Annotated in this window: 13 protein-coding genes and 1 tRNA gene; 7 read left to right on the forward strand and 7 right to left on the reverse strand. The window is 67.3% G+C overall.

Going from position 1 to position 16,846, the window contains the following annotated elements; genetic code table 11:
• Window positions 1–41 precede the first annotated feature (41 nt).
• The 3 genes from RPC_RS19720 to RPC_RS19730 all read right to left on the reverse strand — a co-directional run bounded on the left by RPC_RS19720 (window position 42) and on the right by RPC_RS19730 (window position 1,577).
• Window positions 42–118, reverse strand: a tRNA-His gene (locus RPC_RS19720).
• Between the two features lie 420 nt (window positions 119–538).
• Complete coding sequence (locus RPC_RS19725) at window positions 539–970, reverse strand: phasin (RefSeq protein WP_011474347.1); 432 nt, start codon at window positions 968–970, stop codon at window positions 539–541.
• A 223-nt stretch (window positions 971–1,193) separates the two neighbouring features.
• The gene (locus RPC_RS19730) at window positions 1,194–1,577 is read right to left on the reverse strand and encodes a phasin (protein ID WP_011474348.1); all 384 of its coding nucleotides are present in this window, start codon (window positions 1,575–1,577) and stop codon (window positions 1,194–1,196) included.
• A 391-nt stretch (window positions 1,578–1,968) separates the two neighbouring features.
• Between RPC_RS19730 and RPC_RS19735 the strand changes: the two genes are divergently transcribed.
• From RPC_RS19735 to RPC_RS19750, 4 genes are all read left to right on the forward strand, one after another.
• The gene (locus RPC_RS19735; protein ID WP_011474349.1) at window positions 1,969–5,535 is read left to right on the forward strand and encodes a PAS domain-containing protein; all 3,567 of its coding nucleotides are present in this window, start codon (window positions 1,969–1,971) and stop codon (window positions 5,533–5,535) included.
• Between the two features lie 75 nt (window positions 5,536–5,610).
• The gene (locus RPC_RS19740; RefSeq protein ID WP_011474350.1) at window positions 5,611–5,862 is read left to right on the forward strand and encodes a type II toxin-antitoxin system VapB family antitoxin; all 252 of its coding nucleotides are present in this window, start codon (window positions 5,611–5,613) and stop codon (window positions 5,860–5,862) included.
• Window positions 5,859–6,239: a type II toxin-antitoxin system VapC family toxin gene (locus RPC_RS19745; protein ID WP_415914750.1), complete on the forward strand. Its 381-nt coding sequence runs from the start codon at window positions 5,859–5,861 to the stop codon at window positions 6,237–6,239. Before RPC_RS19740 ends, RPC_RS19745 begins: the two co-directional genes overlap by 4 nt.
• A gap of 1,315 nt (window positions 6,240–7,554) precedes the next feature.
• The gene (locus RPC_RS19750) at window positions 7,555–8,277 is read left to right on the forward strand and encodes a Crp/Fnr family transcriptional regulator (protein WP_011474352.1); all 723 of its coding nucleotides are present in this window, start codon (window positions 7,555–7,557) and stop codon (window positions 8,275–8,277) included.
• Window positions 8,278–8,473: 196 nt separating this feature from the next.
• On the opposite strand, the gene RPC_RS19755 is transcribed toward RPC_RS19750, so the two are convergent.
• The gene (locus RPC_RS19755) at window positions 8,474–8,671 is read right to left on the reverse strand and encodes a DUF1858 domain-containing protein (RefSeq protein WP_011474353.1); all 198 of its coding nucleotides are present in this window, start codon (window positions 8,669–8,671) and stop codon (window positions 8,474–8,476) included.
• 190 nt (window positions 8,672–8,861) lie between these two features.
• On the opposite strand from RPC_RS19755, the gene RPC_RS19760 reads away from it, so the two are divergent.
• Window positions 8,862–9,878 (forward strand): Fe(3+) ABC transporter substrate-binding protein, encoded by a 1,017-nt coding sequence (locus RPC_RS19760; RefSeq protein ID WP_011474354.1) that lies wholly within the window; start codon window positions 8,862–8,864, stop codon window positions 9,876–9,878.
• Window positions 9,879–10,021: 143 nt separating this feature from the next.
• Entirely contained in the window at window positions 10,022–11,668 is a 1,647-nt protein-coding gene (locus tag RPC_RS19765; RefSeq protein WP_041802112.1) for an ABC transporter permease, read from the forward strand.
• A gap of 214 nt (window positions 11,669–11,882) precedes the next feature.
• Here RPC_RS19765 and RPC_RS19770 read toward each other — a convergent pair whose 3' ends face one another.
• Window positions 11,883–12,533 (reverse strand): 3-oxoacid CoA-transferase subunit B, encoded by a 651-nt coding sequence (locus RPC_RS19770; RefSeq protein WP_011474356.1) that lies wholly within the window; start codon window positions 12,531–12,533, stop codon window positions 11,883–11,885.
• Complete coding sequence (locus RPC_RS19775; RefSeq protein ID WP_011474357.1) at window positions 12,533–13,270, reverse strand: CoA transferase subunit A; 738 nt, start codon at window positions 13,268–13,270, stop codon at window positions 12,533–12,535. The genes RPC_RS19770 and RPC_RS19775 overlap by 1 nt, the downstream gene beginning before the upstream one ends.
• A gap of 378 nt (window positions 13,271–13,648) precedes the next feature.
• Between RPC_RS19775 and RPC_RS19780 the strand changes: the two genes are divergently transcribed.
• Window positions 13,649–15,586, forward strand: coding sequence for an AsmA family protein (locus RPC_RS19780; protein WP_041802114.1), 1,938 nt, complete (start codon window positions 13,649–13,651; stop codon window positions 15,584–15,586).
• Between the two features lie 280 nt (window positions 15,587–15,866).
• On the opposite strand, the gene RPC_RS19785 is transcribed toward RPC_RS19780, so the two are convergent.
• A complete protein-coding gene (locus RPC_RS19785; RefSeq protein WP_011474359.1) occupies window positions 15,867–16,667 on the reverse strand; it encodes an ABC transporter permease in 801 nt (266 codons plus the stop codon).
• Window positions 16,668–16,846: the final 179 nt, after the last annotated feature.

The raw sequence follows: 16,846 nt of genomic DNA on the forward strand, positions 1-16,846 counted from the left end.
GCATCTAAATTGCGGAAATTTCTTTAACCGCTTGATTTATTTGGTACAGTTGGGTGGGCTCGAACCACCGACCTCCTGTTCCACAGACAGGCGCTCTAACCAACTGAGCTACAACTGCATCCGTGTCCGCCCGACGGGGGTGCGAACGGGGCGGAAACTAGGTGCATCGCCGGGCTTTGGCAAGGCCGGGAATGCGACGAAAAACGAACGTTTAACGCAGCATGGCGGTTTTCCCGGAAAGAAACATCGGGTTTCCCGGAAAGAAAGCTCGGCGCGAGGCCACAACCCAGCACTGCGACTGTCAGCCCAAATCTGGCACGGCGCCGGGCGGCGCGGCGCATTTGCGGGGGAGTCCGCGTCAGATCGCCCTTCGCGCCAGGCGCCGGTTCTCCGCCCGCCGCCCCCGAAACGGGTTCCGACCAAACAACAGAACCAGAGGATGATGTCGTGACACCGTCATCCTCGCGGGTCGTAAAACACGCTCTGCATCGCGGCACGCCTTCGCGTCGCACGGCTGCTGCGCAGGCAGCCCGGCAAATCAGGCGCCGGGCGGCGTGAACAGCTTGGCGGCGTTGGTCTTGATCGGCTCCACGGTGTCCGCCGCGACCTTCTGGGTCAGTTCGGCGAGCTCCTTGGTCTGCGAGGTCAGGGTTTCGACCTGCTTGCGGGCGTGCGCGGTCCACAATTCCAGCGCCTCGGGCAGCGACTTGGCGCCAATCAGCGCCTGCGCGAAATCGAAGGTGGCGTTGGTGTTGGTTTTCACGATGTCGACCAGCTTGGCGGAATAGTCGGTGGCGCCTTTGCTGGCGGAGCTGAACACGGCTTCAATGGTGCCGTTTTGGCTCTCCGCGGCGTCCTTGAGCTTGATGTAGCTTTCGCGCGCCTGCGAAACGCCCTTTTCGGCCAGCGCTCGGACCTGTTCGGGAAGCTGGAACGCGATCACGGATGAGAACGGATCGGAATCGGCCATGCGGTGCATCCTTCAGTTGGGGAAACTGCGTGACCCTGTGAAGCCCGGAGAGTTCTTGCCCGGGTCGGCAAACCGGATCACCGACGCTTCTAAGCGTCCAATGGCTCAATCATAACTCGAAAATTGTGCATTGCAACATAGGATCGGCGGGCGCCGTCGAGTCGGCGCCTGCCGGCCTTCAATCGCACAGGGGCCGCGGGCGGCCGCGACCGGTCCGAGCCTCTCAGGTCTTCGGCTTCGCCGCCTCAAGCGCCGCATGGCCGACGATCTGACCGAGTTCGTTGGCCTGCTCGGCCAACGACTTCATCTGGGTCTGGACGTATTCGCTGTGCAGCCGCATCACCTCGCTGAGATCCTTGGCGTGCAGCAATTGCTGGGCATAATCCAGCGAAGCGGTGACGTTCTTTTCCGCGAACGACACCGCCTTGGTGGTGAGGTCCTTGGCGCCGGCGCGGACCGTTGCGCCTTTGCCCTCGATGGTGCTGGCGGTCTGCTGCGCGCTGGCCAGCAGGTGCTCGAATGCCTTGCGGGCCTGATCGAAGCTGGCTTCGGCCATCGATCGCACTTCCTTCGGAATTTCGAAACTGTCACGCCCATCCTGGTCCATGGTCCCACTCCTGTTGAAAGCTAGCAGGTGTCGACGCTTGCAGAGCTCGAAACGTTCGGTTCCCCCTTGTCCCTGGCCATTGTTAGCGACCAGAGACATCATTGTTGTGACGCGGTCGTGTGTCGCAGGGCGATATCGCCGCTGTCGCCGAGTGCCGCCGCGGTTGCATCGTGAACTAATGGAATGGATTTGCAACCCCAACGCGATTCAAGCGTCAAGGTTCTGGCCGATGCCGAAATTAACGTTATCCTCGCTTTGGCACCCAAGCGTCCGCCGGGATCGTGGACCTGGCGGCAACCGGAGGCGATACTAACGAATTGTTAAGGCTGTCGCCCTGCAAGAGAGGTCCGACGCGTGCGGCGATCCGCCGCCCCGTCAGTCGTGAGTGTCGATGACGAGTGCCGAATTCCAAGTGCGCGGCGTGGACGATCCACGGCTCGCGATCCACGCCACCAGCAGCCTGCCGGCCTGGTTGTGGGCGATCGACGGCACGCGCATCGTCTGGGCCAATCCGGTCGGGGCGCGGCTGTTCGGCGCGCCGAACGGCGCGGCGCTCGGCACCAAGAGCTTCGGCCTGGCCGATCCGCATCGCCGCCAAGTGGCGCAGCTCGCGGGCCGGTTGCCGCCGAGCGGCGCGACGCGGCTGGAACGGCTGCGCGGTTTCGGCGCGCCGCTCGGCGCGCTGGTGACCTGCGGCTGCGCCCGGCTGGAGTTTGCCGACGGCAGCCATGGCGTGCTGGTGGTCGCCGCCGAGCCGATCGGCCGCGCCATGCCGTTGGTCGAGCGGCTGCAGCGGTTGGTCGAAGGCATCGAGACGCCGATCGCGACGTTCGCGCGCGACGGGCTGTTCATCGGCGCCAGCGACGCGGCACGGGCGCTGCTCGGATTTCGCAATCTCGCCGAGGCCGGATTGGAAACGGCGCGCCACGACGCGCTGACGCTGGGCCGCGCCGAGATGCCGATCGGCATCGGCCGCATGGTGCTGCAGCGGGTCGGCGCCGGCGCCGATGTCGGCTTGGTGGCGCTGCTGGTGCCGGGCGCAACCGAGCAGGCGGCGCAGCCGCGCTCGCATCCGTCGGCGGCCGACGAGGCGCAGCAAGTGTCGCAGCCCGACGCGCCGCAACACCCTGATCTGGCCAAAGAACCGCCGCCCGAACCATCGCAGCCGGCCGAGCCGACCGAAGCCGCCGCCGAACCCGCAGAACCGCCGCCGTCCGTCGGTTCCGAGGCCACGGCCGACCTCGCAGCCGACCCGCTGTCGGACCACGAAGCGCCCGCAACCACGCCCGAAGCCCCGGCCGAATTCTCGCCGCTCGACGATGCCGCAGCCCCGGCCGAGCCATCGCCCGCAGCACCGTCGGCCGACCTGATCAGCGCGGAAACGCCGGCCGAGCCGGCGCTGTCCTGGAACGACGCGGCGCCGGTTGAAGCATCGGCCGAGCCGGTCGACGCTGCCCTCGATCCCGCCGCCACCGATGATCTCGCAGCCGAGCATGCCAAGCCCGCAACGCCCTCACCCGAACCGCCTGCCGCCGCGCCGACCGCCACCGCGGACGCCGATGTCGCGCTGCCCTGGTTCGCGGAACCGTTGCCGCCGCGACGCCACCCGCTGCGCTTCACCTGGCAGCTCGACGCCGAGGGCCGGTTTTCCATTGTCTCCGACGAGTTCAGCCGGCTGATCGGGCCGCGCACCGCCGCCGGATTTGGCCGGCTGTGGCACGAGATCGCCGCGCTGTTCGGGCTCGATCCCGACCGGCATTTCGCCGCCGCGATCGCCACCCGCAACACCTTCAGCGGCATCATGCTGAACTGGCCGGTCGACGGTCCCGACCAGCGTCTTGCCGTCGAAATGTCGGGATTGCCGGTTCAGGATCGCGACGGCAATTTCCGCGGCTATCGCGGCTTCGGGGTTTGCCGCGACCTCGCCGGTCTCAACCGGCTCGCCGATGCGCGGCGCAACGACGACGACACGCTTCCGGCGCAGCCGCTGTCCGCCGGCATTGCGCCGGTCGATGCATCGTTCGCCGCGGCGTCGGTCAGCGCAAGCGAGCCGAACGGCACCGACCTCTCCGACCAGCCCTCGCCGGCTGACATGTCTTCCCCAACAGATCCGGAACCAGCTGTGGATACGCCCAAAAATGTTCTGCCGTTCAGGCAGACCAACGATCCGAGATCGCCGGCGCTGACTCCGGTCGAAAACAACGCCTTCAACGAACTGGCGCGGCAATTGTCAGCGCGGCTGGAAAGCGAAGCCCCGGACCTGATCGCAGAGCCCGCGGCATCGCAGCCCGACGCGCCGAGCCGGCCCGATCCGACCGCGCCCGACTCGCGCGAGCCCGAGTCGCGCGAGCCGCAGGCCGCGCAATCCGAGACCGCGGGCGAGCCGTCCGAACCATCCGCCGCCGCGCCGGCGACGCAGCCGGCGCGCGGCGAAGCGCTGCGCGACACGCTGCTGCTCGAGCTGTTGCCGGTCGGCGTGCTGATCTATCGGCTCGACCGGCTGCTTTACGCCAACCGCGCCTTCCTCGAGCGCACCGGCTTCGCCAGCGTCGCCGCGCTGGATGACGCCGGTGGTCTCGACGTGCTGTACGTCGAGTCCGGCGCCGACGGATCCAGCAGCAACTCCGACGATGGCGCGCCGATCACCATCACCGCGGCCCAGCGCGCCGCCGACCAGCCGTCGTCGCAGCCGGCAGAGGGACGGCTGTTCACCATCAGCTGGGACGGCGAACCGGCGCTGGCGTTGATTTTCTCCGAGACCGCGGCCGAAACCGCGATGGCCGCCGAAGCCGAACCGTTCGCCGAAGCGCCGGCGATCGATCCCGATCTGCCCTCGGCGGTCGGCGCCGCCAACGCCGAAGAACTCGGCGCGATCCTCGACACCACCGCCGAAGGCATCGTGATGTTCGATGCCGAGGGCCAGTTGCACGTCTGCAACCGCAGCGCCGAGGCGCTGTTCGGCTATCCCGGCGACAACCTGGTGCAGCGCAATCTGATCGAACTGTTCGCGCCGGAGAGCCAGCGCGTGCTGCTCGACTATATCGAGGCGATCAAGAGCGATGGCGCGGCGAGCCTGCTCGACCCTGGCCGCGAAGTGCTCGGCCGGGTGCGCGAAGGCGGGCTGATCCCGCTGTCGGCGATCATCGGCCGCACCCGCCACGACGGCCCGAATTACTTCGCCGTGTTCCGCGATCTGTCGCAAGCCAAGAAGACCGAGTCGGAATTGATCCAGGCGCGGCGCCAAGCCGAGCGCGCCGCCAACGCCAAGGCCGACGTGCTGGCGCGGCTCAGCCACGAGATCCGCACCCCGCTCAACGCCATTTTGGGCTTCACCGAGGTGATGATCGAGGAGCGCTTCGGCGCGCTCGGCAACGAGCGCTACGTCGAATACATGAAGGACATCCGCGCCTCCGGCGAGCGCGTGATCGCCATCGTCAGCGATCTGTTGGATCTGTCGCGGATCGAGACCGGCAAGCTGGAGCTGGCCTTCGCGCCGCAGCATCTCAACGAACTGGTCGAGCAATGCGTCGGCGTGATGCAGCCGCAGGCCAATCGCGAGCGCATCATCATCCGCACCTCGCTGGCGCATCAATTGCCCAACGTGGTCGCCGACGCCCAGGCGCTGCGCCAGATCACCCTCAACCTGATCGGCACCTCGATCCATCTCGCCAATGCGGGCGGCCAAGTGATCGTTTCCACCGCGCTGTCCGACTTCGGCGACGTCATGCTGCGGGTGCGCGACACCGGCAGCCGGCTCAACGAGCACGAACTCGCCGCCGCGATGGAGCCGTTCCGCACCGCGCCGCCGAGCGATCACAGCTCGGAAGCGCCGGGCGTCAGCCTGTCGCTGACGAAAGCGCTGGTGGAAGCCAACCGCGCGCAATTCCACATCAAGACCGCGCCGCATTCCGGCACACTGATCGAGGTGATCTTTTCCGACGCGATGCAGAAGGCGTGAGAAACCGACACCGACCGCGCTATTGAAACGCCGGTAGACACTCGCTAAATTTCTACCTTGGCGAGAGGTTGAACGATGCACCTCAACATCAAGAACGACGAAGCGCATCGGCTGGCGACCGAATTGGCCGAGCTGACCGGCGAGAGCCTGACGGCCGCCGTCACCGCCGCGTTGCGCGAGCAACTCGTCCGCGAGCGCCGACGACGCCAGACTGATCAGGCTGCGGAGCAACTGATGAAGATCGGACGCCGCTACGCGTCGCTCCCCGACAGCGGACGCAGCGCCGATGACATTCTGGGCTATGACGAGCACGGGCTTCCGACGTGATCGTGGTGGATAGTTCGACGGTGATTGCGATCTTCCGGCAGGAACAGGACGCCGCGCAATTTGCGCGACGCATCGCCGAAGACGACCAGCCAATGATGTCCGCCGCCAATCTGGTCGAAACCTCGATTGTACTGCGCGGGCTCAAGGACATCGCGCCGGCCAAGGCCGAACGATGGCTAGACGACTTCATCGCCGCGGCCGGGATCAGGATCGAGCCGGTCACGGCCGACCAGGCGCAGCTCGCACGCTCAGCACATCTGCGGTTCGGCAAAGGGACTGAACATCGCGCAGCGCTGAACTACGGCGACTGCTTCGCCGATGGTCTGGCAAAAGCCATGGACGCCCCTTGCTATGCAAGGGTAACGACTTTCCGTTGACCGACCTCGCGCTGGCCTGAGCGATCTCGAGCAAGCCTCGCTTGGATCGCGCGGCGACAAGGCATGAGGGAGCGTTGCCCGCAAAGAGCTTTGCGGGAAGGGCCGGCCCGGGGGGCCTCCCGGCGTGAGGGAGGCGGAGCGCCGAAAGGCGCGACTTCAAGTAGTGGCCGCAGCGTGCAGGCCGGAGCGCCGGACCACAGAGGCCGCGGAAACGCCTTTCGACGCTCCACCGTGGCGATTTTTCGCTTCCGGACCGTGCTTCCGGGTGCAGGCGCGATGCACTCCGCACCGCCGATCCCGGCGATTTCGCGCCGTTCACCTGCACCGCGTCCAGCCAACCAGCAAGTGGCAGGCTCTCCTAGTGGAGCCGGACGGCGACCCGAAGCGTCCCGAGTGCGCGAAGCAACGTCTGCCTCCCGCCCGCAGGCGCCACCGCCCCACCCCGCATCTCCAAGCGTCCCAGGACACGCCCCTCGATGGGATGAGGTGATAGGAATATAATCAATATACGACGCGCATGTCAAGAGCCGCCACCCGCAATCTTTTGGACCGTTCGCGATCAGCCATGCCGCGATCATCAGCGGCCTGCCCGAGCCCTGCGGCCCATCCTTCGAGGCCCGGCTTCGCGCGTGTTGCGCGGCGCCGGGCGCCTCAGGATGACGGCGCGGGTGTGGCGAGGCGAACGAACGGGTAGGCTGGGCAAAGCCGCGCTTGCGCCGTGCCCAACCGCAGCATCGCGCCGCCGCGATGGTGGGCACGCTTCGCTTTGCCCACCCTACAAAGCTACAAAGCCGGTGCGCCTCCACACCCCCGCCGTCATCCTGAGGAGCCCGGCGCAGCGCAGCGAAGCCGGGCGTCTCGAAGGATGGGCCGCGCGGGACGCGCACCGTGCTTGCGGCGCATCCTTCGAGGCCCTCGCGTTGCTCGGGCGCCTCAGGATGACGCTGGAGCTGTGGCAAGGCGGCGCGAGGCGCGCCGACGACACTCACCGCCGTCATCCTGGGCGCTCGCCGGGCCGCGCCCTTGCGCTGTCCGGCGAGCCTCGAAGGATGCGGGCACGCGCGCCTGCGGCCCATCCTTCGAGGCCGCCAAAGCCCGCTCCGCGGGCGTTCGGCGGCGCCTCAGGATGACGGCCGGGTGGAGCAGCGTTCAGCAGACCTCAAGGAATGACGACTGGCGGACTTCGGAGTTGCGGCCTCGGCACGGGCCGCTATGCCACCCGCTTTGTTGTGCTATTGCAGACACCACGAAAGCTCCAGCCGTTGCAATCGCCAGCGGCCTCCCCCATCTCCGATCGACACATCGAGGAGCCGCCATGCCCACGGTCGACAGTTCACTGGTGGCGGATCTGCCGCTGTTTGCCGGGCTCGCGGCTGCCGAACTCGACGCCGTGCTGACCGACGCGCGTTCGGCGCGCGTCGCCAAGAACGCCGCGGTGTTTCGTCAGGGCGACGAGGCGCAATCGTTCTACGTGCTGCTGCACGGTCACGTCCGCGCCAGCAAGACCACGGCGGGCGGCGAGCAGGTGGTGGTGCGTTACGTCAGCCCCGGCGAAACTTTTGGCGTGGCGATGGCGATCGGGTTGCAGCGCTATCCGGCGACCGCGACCGCGGTCGAGGAATCCGTCGTGCTGGCCTGGCCGGCGGCGAGCTGGCCGCGCCTCGTCGAGCGCTTTCCGCAGCTCGCCACCAACACCTTGCGCAGCGTCGGCAGCCGGCTGCAGGAGACCCACACCCGGGTGGTCGAGATGTCGACCCAACAGGTCGAGCAGCGCATCGCGCACGCGCTGTTGCGGCTCGCCAAGCAGGCCGGCCGCAAGGTGGAGAACGGCGTCGAGATCGCGTTCCCGATCAGCCGGCAGGACATCGCGCAGATGACCGGCTCGACGCTGCATACGGTGAGCCGGCTGCTCTCCAGCTGGGAAAGCCGCGGCCTGATCGAGAGCGGCCGGCAGCGCATCGTGTTGCGCGATCCGCACGGCTTGGTGCTGCTGTCCGAGCAGGTTCCGGGCGACATCGAGCCGGCGAAGAAAATCTAGAACATTTTCGGTTAGGATTGATGCGGTTTCAAGAGTCCTGGCCGTCATTCCGGGGCGCGAGCAGCGTAAGCTGCGAGCGAGCCCGGAATCCATAACCACCGCCGGGAGTATGGATTCCGGACTTGCTCGTTCTTCGAACTCGCAATCCGGAATGACGACATTTTGGTTGGATGATTCAATCCTAACCGAAAATGCTCTAGCCGGCGATCGTCGCTTCCAGCGCCGCGACGAAGCTGTCGCGATCGACGCCGTGTTCGCGGCAGGCGTCTTTCATGGTGTGGAACGCGGCGATCGGACAGCCGCAGCATTGCATTCTGAAATCCAGAAACGTCCGGATCGTCGCCGGCCAGCTCCGCATCACCTCGTCGACCGGCAGGTCATCGCGTATCGTCATGGCGGGCTCCGTTCGCCAACACCATGCGCAGCATCGGCTCGGGCCTCTTTGTCGCCCAGCAATGTTCCGGCCGGTTGCTAGGGTGCCGCGTCCGGCTTGGAATCGCTCTAATCGCGACGTTGCGTCGCTGCTGCACAGCGCCGCACTTTGCTACTGACACCGCATCGTAGCCCCGTGTTGGAGCCCCCGCATGATCGCCATCCGCGCCGCCGCCCTCGCTGTCGCCGCCGCCCTGCTCCCGTTGCAGACGGCCGCCGCCGCCGAACAGGTCAACGTCTACACCTATCGCGAGAGCAAGCTGGTGCAGCCGTTGTTCGACGCCTTCACCAAGGACACCGGCATCGCCGTCAACGTGATCTCGGCCTCCTCCGGCCTCGAGCAGCGGATCAAAGCGGAAGGCGCCGGCAGCCCCGCCGACGTGTTGCTGACGGTCGACATCGGCCGCATCGACGACGCGGTCGCCGCCGGGGTCAGCCAGCCGATCAATTCGCCGGTGATCGACGAGATCGTGCCGCCGCAATATCGCGATCCGGACGGCCATTGGGCCGGCATCTCGATGCGGGCGCGGGTGATCTACGCCTCGAAGGATCGCGTCAAGCAGCAGGCCATCACCTACGAGGAACTCGCCGATCCGAAATGGAAGGGCAAGATCTGCATCCGCTCCGGCCAGCACATCTACAACAACGCGCTGTTCGCCGCCTATGCGGCTCACCACGGCGAAGCCAAGGCCGAGCAATGGCTGCGCGGCTTGAAGGCCAATCTGGCGCAGAAGCCGTCGGGCGGCGACCGCGAGACCGCGCGCGACGTCGCCGCCGGCAAATGCGACCTCGGCATCGGCAACACCTACTACTGGGCGCTGATGATGAACGGCGATCCCGACAAGAAGCCGTGGGCGGAAGCCACCCGCGTGATCCTGCCGACCTTCGAGGGCGGCGGCACCCACGTCAACCTGTCCGGCGTACTGCTGGCCAAGCACGCGCCGAACAAGGCCAATGCGCTGAAGCTGATCGAATGGCTGGCCGGCGACAAGGCGCAGCAGATCTATGCCGACGCCAACTACGAATATCCGATCCGCCCCGGCGTCGCGCTCAATCCGACCATCGCGAGCTACGGACGATTGACCGCCGATCCGATGCCGATCGCCAAGATCGCCGCGCAGCGCAAGACCGCCTCGACCCTGGTCGACAAGGTCGGGTTCGACAACTGAACGTCGCCGCACCTTCGCCACGCGCACGGCTACCTCATCCTGAGGAGCCCGGCGAAGCCCGAAGGGCGAAGCTGGGCGTCTCGAAGGATGAGGCCACGGGGCAAGTCCTCATGGTTCGAGACGGCGCTGCGCGCCTCCTCACCATGAGGGCTTCTTCCGGTCGATCGCGCATCGAACGCATTGCCCTCGCCATCGCGCTGTTTACCGCACTGCTCGTCGCGGCGCCGGTGCTCAGCATCGGCGTCACCGCGCTGCAGCCGGCGCCCGAGGTGTGGCCGCATCTGATCGCCTATGTGCTGCCGCGGGCGCTCGCCGACACTGCGCTGTTGCTGCTCGGCGTCGGCGTCACCGCGCTGCTGCTCGGCACCGGCGCGGCGTGGCTGATCAGCGCGCACGATTTTGCCGGCCGTGCGCTGCTGCTGTGGCTGATGCCGCTGCCGCTGGCGATTCCGACCTATCTCGCCGCCTATCTGTATGTCGATCTGTTCGAGCCGCTCGGCCTCGCGCATCGCGCGCTGGCGGCGCTGCTGCCGCAAGCCGACGCGGTGCGGCTGTTGCCGAACCTGCGCTCGCTGCCCGGCGCGGTGCTGGTGATCGGCGTCGTGCTGTATCCTTACGTTTACCTCGCGGCGCGCAGCCTGCTGCAATCGCAGACCGCCGAGCTTTCCGAAGCCGCGCGCATCCTCGGCGCCGGGCGCTGGACCATCCTGTGGCGGGTCACGCTACCGACCGTGCGGCCGGCGCTGGCGGTCGGCGTGGCGTTGGTGTCGCTGGAAACGCTCAACGACATCGGCGCCAGCGAATATCTCGGCGTGCGCACCATGACGGTGGCGGTCTTCGACACTTGGCTCAATCGCGGCAGCCTCGCCGGCGCCGCGCAGCTGGCGCTGGTGGCGCTCGGCCTGGTGGCGCTGCTGATCGCGATGGAACGCATCGGCCGCCGCAACGTCAACGTTGAGTTTTCCGCCGACAATCCGCGGCTGCGGCCGCGCACGCGACTCACAGGCGGCAAGGCCGCGCTGGCCTTCGTCGCCTGCCTGCTGCCGGCGCTGCTCGGCTTCGTGCTGCCGGCCTGCTATCTGCTCGGGCTCAGCCTGCGCCGAACCGCGATCGCCGGCGTCGATCTTGCGCTCTGGCGCGACGCGCTGCATTCGGTGACGCTGGCCGGGCTTGCGACGGCGCTGGCGCTGCTGCTCGGACTGATCGTGGTGCTGGCGCAGCGCTGGCGCTGCAGCGCAGCCGCCACCGCCGCGGTCGCGGTGGCGCAGCTCGGCTACGCGCTGCCCGGGCTGGTGCTGGCGCTGGGGCTGTTGGCGCCGCTGCTTTGGATCGACAACGGATTGAACGCGCTGGCGGCCCGGCTCGGCGCGCCGTCGCCCGGGCTGTTGCTGATCGGCTCCGGCGGCGCGGTGGTGGCGGCCTATGTGATCCGCTTTCTGGCGGTGCCGACCGGGCTCGTGAAGGCCGGCTTCGGGCGCATCCCGCGCGACTACGACGACACCGCCCGCGCGGCCGGCGCGCCGCGGCTGACCGCGCTTTGCCGGATCGATCTGCCGCTGCTGCGGCCGGCGCTGACCGGTGCTGCGATCGTGGTGTTCGTCGATTGCCTGAAGGAATTGCCGGCGACGCTGCTGCTGCGGCCGCTCAACGTCGACACGCTGTCGACCTCGATCTACCAATATGCCAGCCGCGGCAGTTTCGAGGACGGCGCGCTGGCCGCGCTGATCATCGTCGCCGCCAGCCTTCCGCCGGTGATCTGGCTGACGCGGTTTTCGGACCGGCCGGCGTGAGGTTCGCGGAGAACGCGCTGCTGTTAGTTAACCTCGCCACACCCACGCCGTCATCCTGAGGCGCCCGAGCAACGCGAGGGCCTCGAAGGATGCGCCGCAAGCACGGTGCGCTTGCCGCGCGGCCCATCCTTCGAGACGCCCGGCTTTGCGCTGCGCGCTGCGCCGGGCTCCTCAGGATGACGGCGGGGGTGTGGGCGCGCGCGGCAGTGAACGCCTACGCGTTCTGCAGCGCCACGCGGAAATCGGCTTCGGTGTTGGCCTTGACGTCGTCGAGCGTGACGCCGTCGGCGAGTTCGATCAGCGCCATGCCGTCCTGGCCGTGCTTGTCGATGGTGAACACCGCCAAGTCGGTGACCACCATGTCGACCACGCGCTCGCCGGTCAGCGGCAGGTTGCAGCGCTTCAACAGCTTCGGGCCATCCTTGGCGGAATGCTCCATCACCACCACGACGCGCTTGACGCCGGCGACCAGATCCATCGCGCCGCCCATGCCCTTGACCATCTTGCCGGGGATCATCCAGTTGGCGAGGTCGCCGTTCTGCGCCACCTGCATGGCGCCCAAGATCGACAGGTCGATATGGCCGCCGCGCACCATGCCGAAGGAATCCGCCGAGGAGAAATAGCTGGTCGACGGCAGTTCGGTGACGGTCTGCTTGCCGGCGTTGATCAGGTCGGGATCTTCCTCGCCCTCATAGGGGAACGGCCCCATGCCGAGCATGCCGTTCTCGCTCTGCAGCACCACGTCGACGCCCTCGGGGATGTAGTTCGACACCAGCGTCGGAATCCCGATGCCGAGATTGACGTAGAAACCGTCGCGCAATTCGCGAGCGGCGCGGGCGGCCATCTGTTCGCGGGTCCAAGCCATCAGACTTCCTCTCCGGTTCCAGCGGGGATCGCCGGGTCGGTACGCTTGCGGGTGGTGCGCTGCTCGATGTGTTTCTTGGCGCTGCCGACCTCGACGATGCGCTGCACGAAAATCCCGGGGGTGTGGATGTGGTCGGGATCGATCTCGCCTTCCGGCACCAGGTGCTCGACCTCGGCGACGGTGGTCTTCGCCGCGGTGGCCATCATCGGGTTAAAATTGCGCGCGGTCTTGCGGTACACCAGATTGCCCGCGGTATCGCCCTTCCAGGCATGGACGATGGCGAGATCGCCGAACAGCCCGCGCTCCATGATGTATTTCTCGCCGTCGAACACCTTCTCTTCCTTGCCCTCGGCGATCAGCGTGCCGACCCCGGTCTTGGTGTAGAACGCCGGAATCCCGGCGCCGCCGGCGCGGATCCGTTCGGCCAAAGTGCCCTGCGGGGCGAATTCCAGTTCCAATTCGCCGGCGAGAAACTGCTGGGCGAACAATTTGTTCTCGCCGACATAGGACGAGATCATCTTTTTGATCTGCCGGGTTTCCAACAGCCGGCTCAGCCCGATGCCGTCGACCCCGGCATTGTTGGAGACCACGGTGAGGTTCTTCACGCCGGACTCGCGGATCGCGTCGGACAGCCATTCGGCGATGCCGCACAGCCCGAAGCCGCCGGACATGATCATGATGCCGTCTTTGAGAAGGCCGTCGAGGGCCGTTTGGGCGTCGGGGTAGACCTTGTTCATGTTGCTAAGACCTGAGGCAGGAGAAGGCCGGTGGCGGAGGTTGCCGGCGTGGCGGTGCAGAACTGCGCCTGGTGCCCGAAGCGGACGGTCTCAAGCCACGTTCCAACAGATCACGCTGAACGACAGATATCCCTTGTGACAGATATCCCTTGTAATGCGCCCTGCAGGCAAGGCGAGGCGATAGACGAAAGACGCAACAAACCCTTGGTGTTGCGACTAATAGGCGAAATGCTCTTGAGCCGTCAATCTTGACATCGGCGTGGATGACCGGTCCCGTGGCCTTGAAAGCGTCAAGAAAACCCATCAAGTTGCGGACCTCGGCCGGGCCCCGCTGCCCGCTTTTTTTCGCTTCAACTTCAACCGGATATGTCATTGGCGATGGCCCAAGGATTACGACGCTTGGGGATGTCGGTCGCGGCCTTGCTGGGACTCGCCGCGATCGCGCTGTTGGCGACCTCCGGGCTGCTCGACCGCGAGGCGTTGCGCGACGCGGTCGAGGCGCAGATCCGTGCGGTCAGCGGCCTCGAGCTAGCGGTCAACGGCACCATCGACGTCTCGGTGTTCCCGGCCAGCCACGTGTCGTTTCACGACGTCGACCTGAAGACCCCCAATACCGATGGGCCGGCGCTCCGCGCCGCGGTGCTGACCGCCAATCTGCGGCTGCTGCCGCTGCTGCTGCGGCGGTTCGAGATCGCCGACCTCGTGCTGTCGCGCCCGCATATCCGGGTGATCCGCGCCGCCGACGGCTCCAGCAATTGGACGCCGTTCGTCGAGACGCTGACCCAGACCATGCAACCCGGCGCCGACAATCAGATGTCGTTCTCGGAAATCCGCATCGAGGACGGCGAAATCAACTACCTCGACGAGGCCAACCATCTCTCCGAGACCATCGGCAAGATCGACCTGTCGCTGGCCTGGCCGTCGATCTCGCGGACCTTCGCCGCCACCGGGCAGTTCGACTGGCGCGGCGAACGCATCGACGGCAGCATCAGCGTCAACGATTTTCTCGCCGCATTGTCCGGCGAACGATCCGGCCTGAAGGCGAGGATCGCCGGCGCGCCGATGAAGCTCGCCTTCGACGGCGCGATCGCCAATCGCGCCAGCTTGATGCTGGAAGGCACGCTGAGCGCCGACGGCGTCTCGCTGCGCAATGCGTTGCGCTGGGTCGGCCAGGAGCCGCCCGGCGGCGGCGGCTTCGGGCCGTTCGCGCTGCGGGCGCGCGCCAGCGTGGTGGGGCCGTCGATGGCGATGACCAACGTCAATATCGAACTCGACAAGAACGTCGCCGAAGGCGTCATCACCTACGTCAACAACGGCCGGCCGTCGCTGCAGGCGACGCTGGCCGCCGGCGCGCTCGATTTCACGCCGTATCTGTCGACCATCCGGCTGCTGGCGAGCGGCGCGCGCGACTGGAATCGGCAGTTGTTCGATCTCGGCGCGGTCAACCCGGTCGATCTGGATATGCGGCTGTCGGCGGCCAAGCTGACGATCGGCTCCTCGACGCTGGGACGTACCGCGCTCGGCGCCAATCTGCGCGGCGGCACGCTGGCGCTCAGCGTCGGCGAGGCGCAGATCTACGGCGGCGTCGCCAAGGGCTCGTTCGGCATCTCCCGCGCCGACGCCGTGGCCGACGTCAAGGCGCAGTTTCAGTTCGTCGACGTCGATCTGATGGCCTGCGCCAGCGACCTGTTCGGGGTCCGCAAGCTGTCGGGCCGCGGCAATCTCACGGTGGCGCTGGAGGCCTCCGGGTCCAGTCCGTTCGGGCTCGCGCAATCGCTCGACGGCACCGCCAGCCTGACCGGCCATGACGGCGCGATCTCGGGCTTCAATGTCGAGCAATTGCTGAAACGGCTGGAGCGCCGGCCGCTGTCCGGCGGCGGCAATTTCCGCAGCGGGCAGACCCCGTTCGACACGCTGAACATCGGCGTGCACTTCCATGACGGCGTCGCCACCGCCGAAGACATCCGGATCGAGGGCGCGGCGGCGCGGATCACGCTGACCGGCACCGCCTCGGTGCCGGCGCGCGAATTCGACCTCAAGGGCATCGCCAGCCTGGCTTCGGCGGCCGGCGCGCCGCCCGGCTTCGACCTGCCGTTCGTGGTGCAGGGGCCGTGGGACGACCCGTTGATCTTCCCCGATCCGGAAAGCCTGATCCGCCGCTCGCCGGCCTCGGCGCCGCTGCTCGACGCGGTCAAGGACCGCAAGACCCGCGACGCGGTGCGCTCGGTGCTGGAACGCTTCACCGCCGGCCAGAAGAAGGCCGAGCCGGACGCCGCGGTGGCGCCACCAGCCGCCGCCGAGTCGAAGTCGAACTGATCGGACGCAGTGCCGGTCTCGCCCCCACCCCGCCCTCCCCCGCAAGCGGGAGAGGGAGTCCGGGCGACGATGCGGCACGGCTCATTCAATCTCGGCCGCTTCAGATAGTTAGCAAGCCTCGCAACGTCGGCAGCGCGCCCGCTCTCCCGCTTGCGGGGGAGGGTCGGGTGGGGGTGCCACGCGTGCCGGGGGTCCATCCTTCGAGACGCCCGGCTTCGCTCTTCGAGCTACGCCGGGCTCCTCAGGATGACGTCGAATGGGTGGCAAGTCCCAGCCATGCTCACATCGGCGCGGCGCTGTCGGCGCGGGCGCTCGACAGCTTCGACGCCAGCGAGGCGGCGATGATCAGCAGCGTCACCGCCGCGATGATCAGCGTGCAGATCGCGTTGATCTCCGGCTTCACCCCGAGCCGCACTTCCGAATAGATCCGGATCGGCAGCGTCGCCGAGCCCGGGCCGGTGGTGAAGCTAGCGATCACCAGATCGTCCAGCGACAGCGTGAACGCCAGCATCCAGCCGGCCGCGATCGCAGGCGTGATCAGCGGCAGCGTCACGGCGACAAACGCCCGCAGCGGCGGACAGCCGAGATCCATCGCGGCTTCCTCCAGGCTGCGGTCGAGTGCGCCCAGCCGCGACTGCACCACCACCGCGACGAAGCACATCGTCAGCGTGGTATGGGCGAGGGTCACGGTCCAAAATCCGCGCCCGGCGTCGAGCGCGACGAACAACAACAATAGCGACAGCCCGGTGATCACTTCCGGCATCACCAAGGGCGCATACAGCATCCCGGAGAACAGCGTGCGGCCGCGGAAATGCCCGCCGCGCGACAGCGCCACCGCGGCCAGCGTGCCGATCAGCGTCGCTGCGCTCGCCGAGGCCAGCGCCACGCGAAAACTCATCCAGGCGGCCGCCAGCATCGCCTGGTCGTTGAAGAACTCGGCGTACCAGCGGGTCGACCAGCCACCCCACACCGTCACCAGACGCGAGGCGTTGAACGAGTAGATCACCAGGATCACGATCGGCAGATAGAGAAACGCCAATCCGAATGCCAGCGCGGCGATGTTGAACCGCGACAGCCTCATCGCGCGCGCCTCCTTCTCCCCTCCCCCTTGCGGGGAGGGGTCGGGGGTGGGGGTCGCAAATTGAGGTCGAGCTTCTCCTCTACCCCCCTCCCTAACCCTCCCCCGCAAGGGGGGAGGGAACATGCCGTGCAGATGTTAAGGTCCATCACCGCGCGCCCTCCTCCGCCCTCGCCACACCT

The organism is Rhodopseudomonas palustris BisB18, assembly GCF_000013745.1.
Classification (GTDB): Bacteria; Pseudomonadota; Alphaproteobacteria; order Rhizobiales; family Xanthobacteraceae; genus Rhodopseudomonas_A; species Rhodopseudomonas_A palustris_F.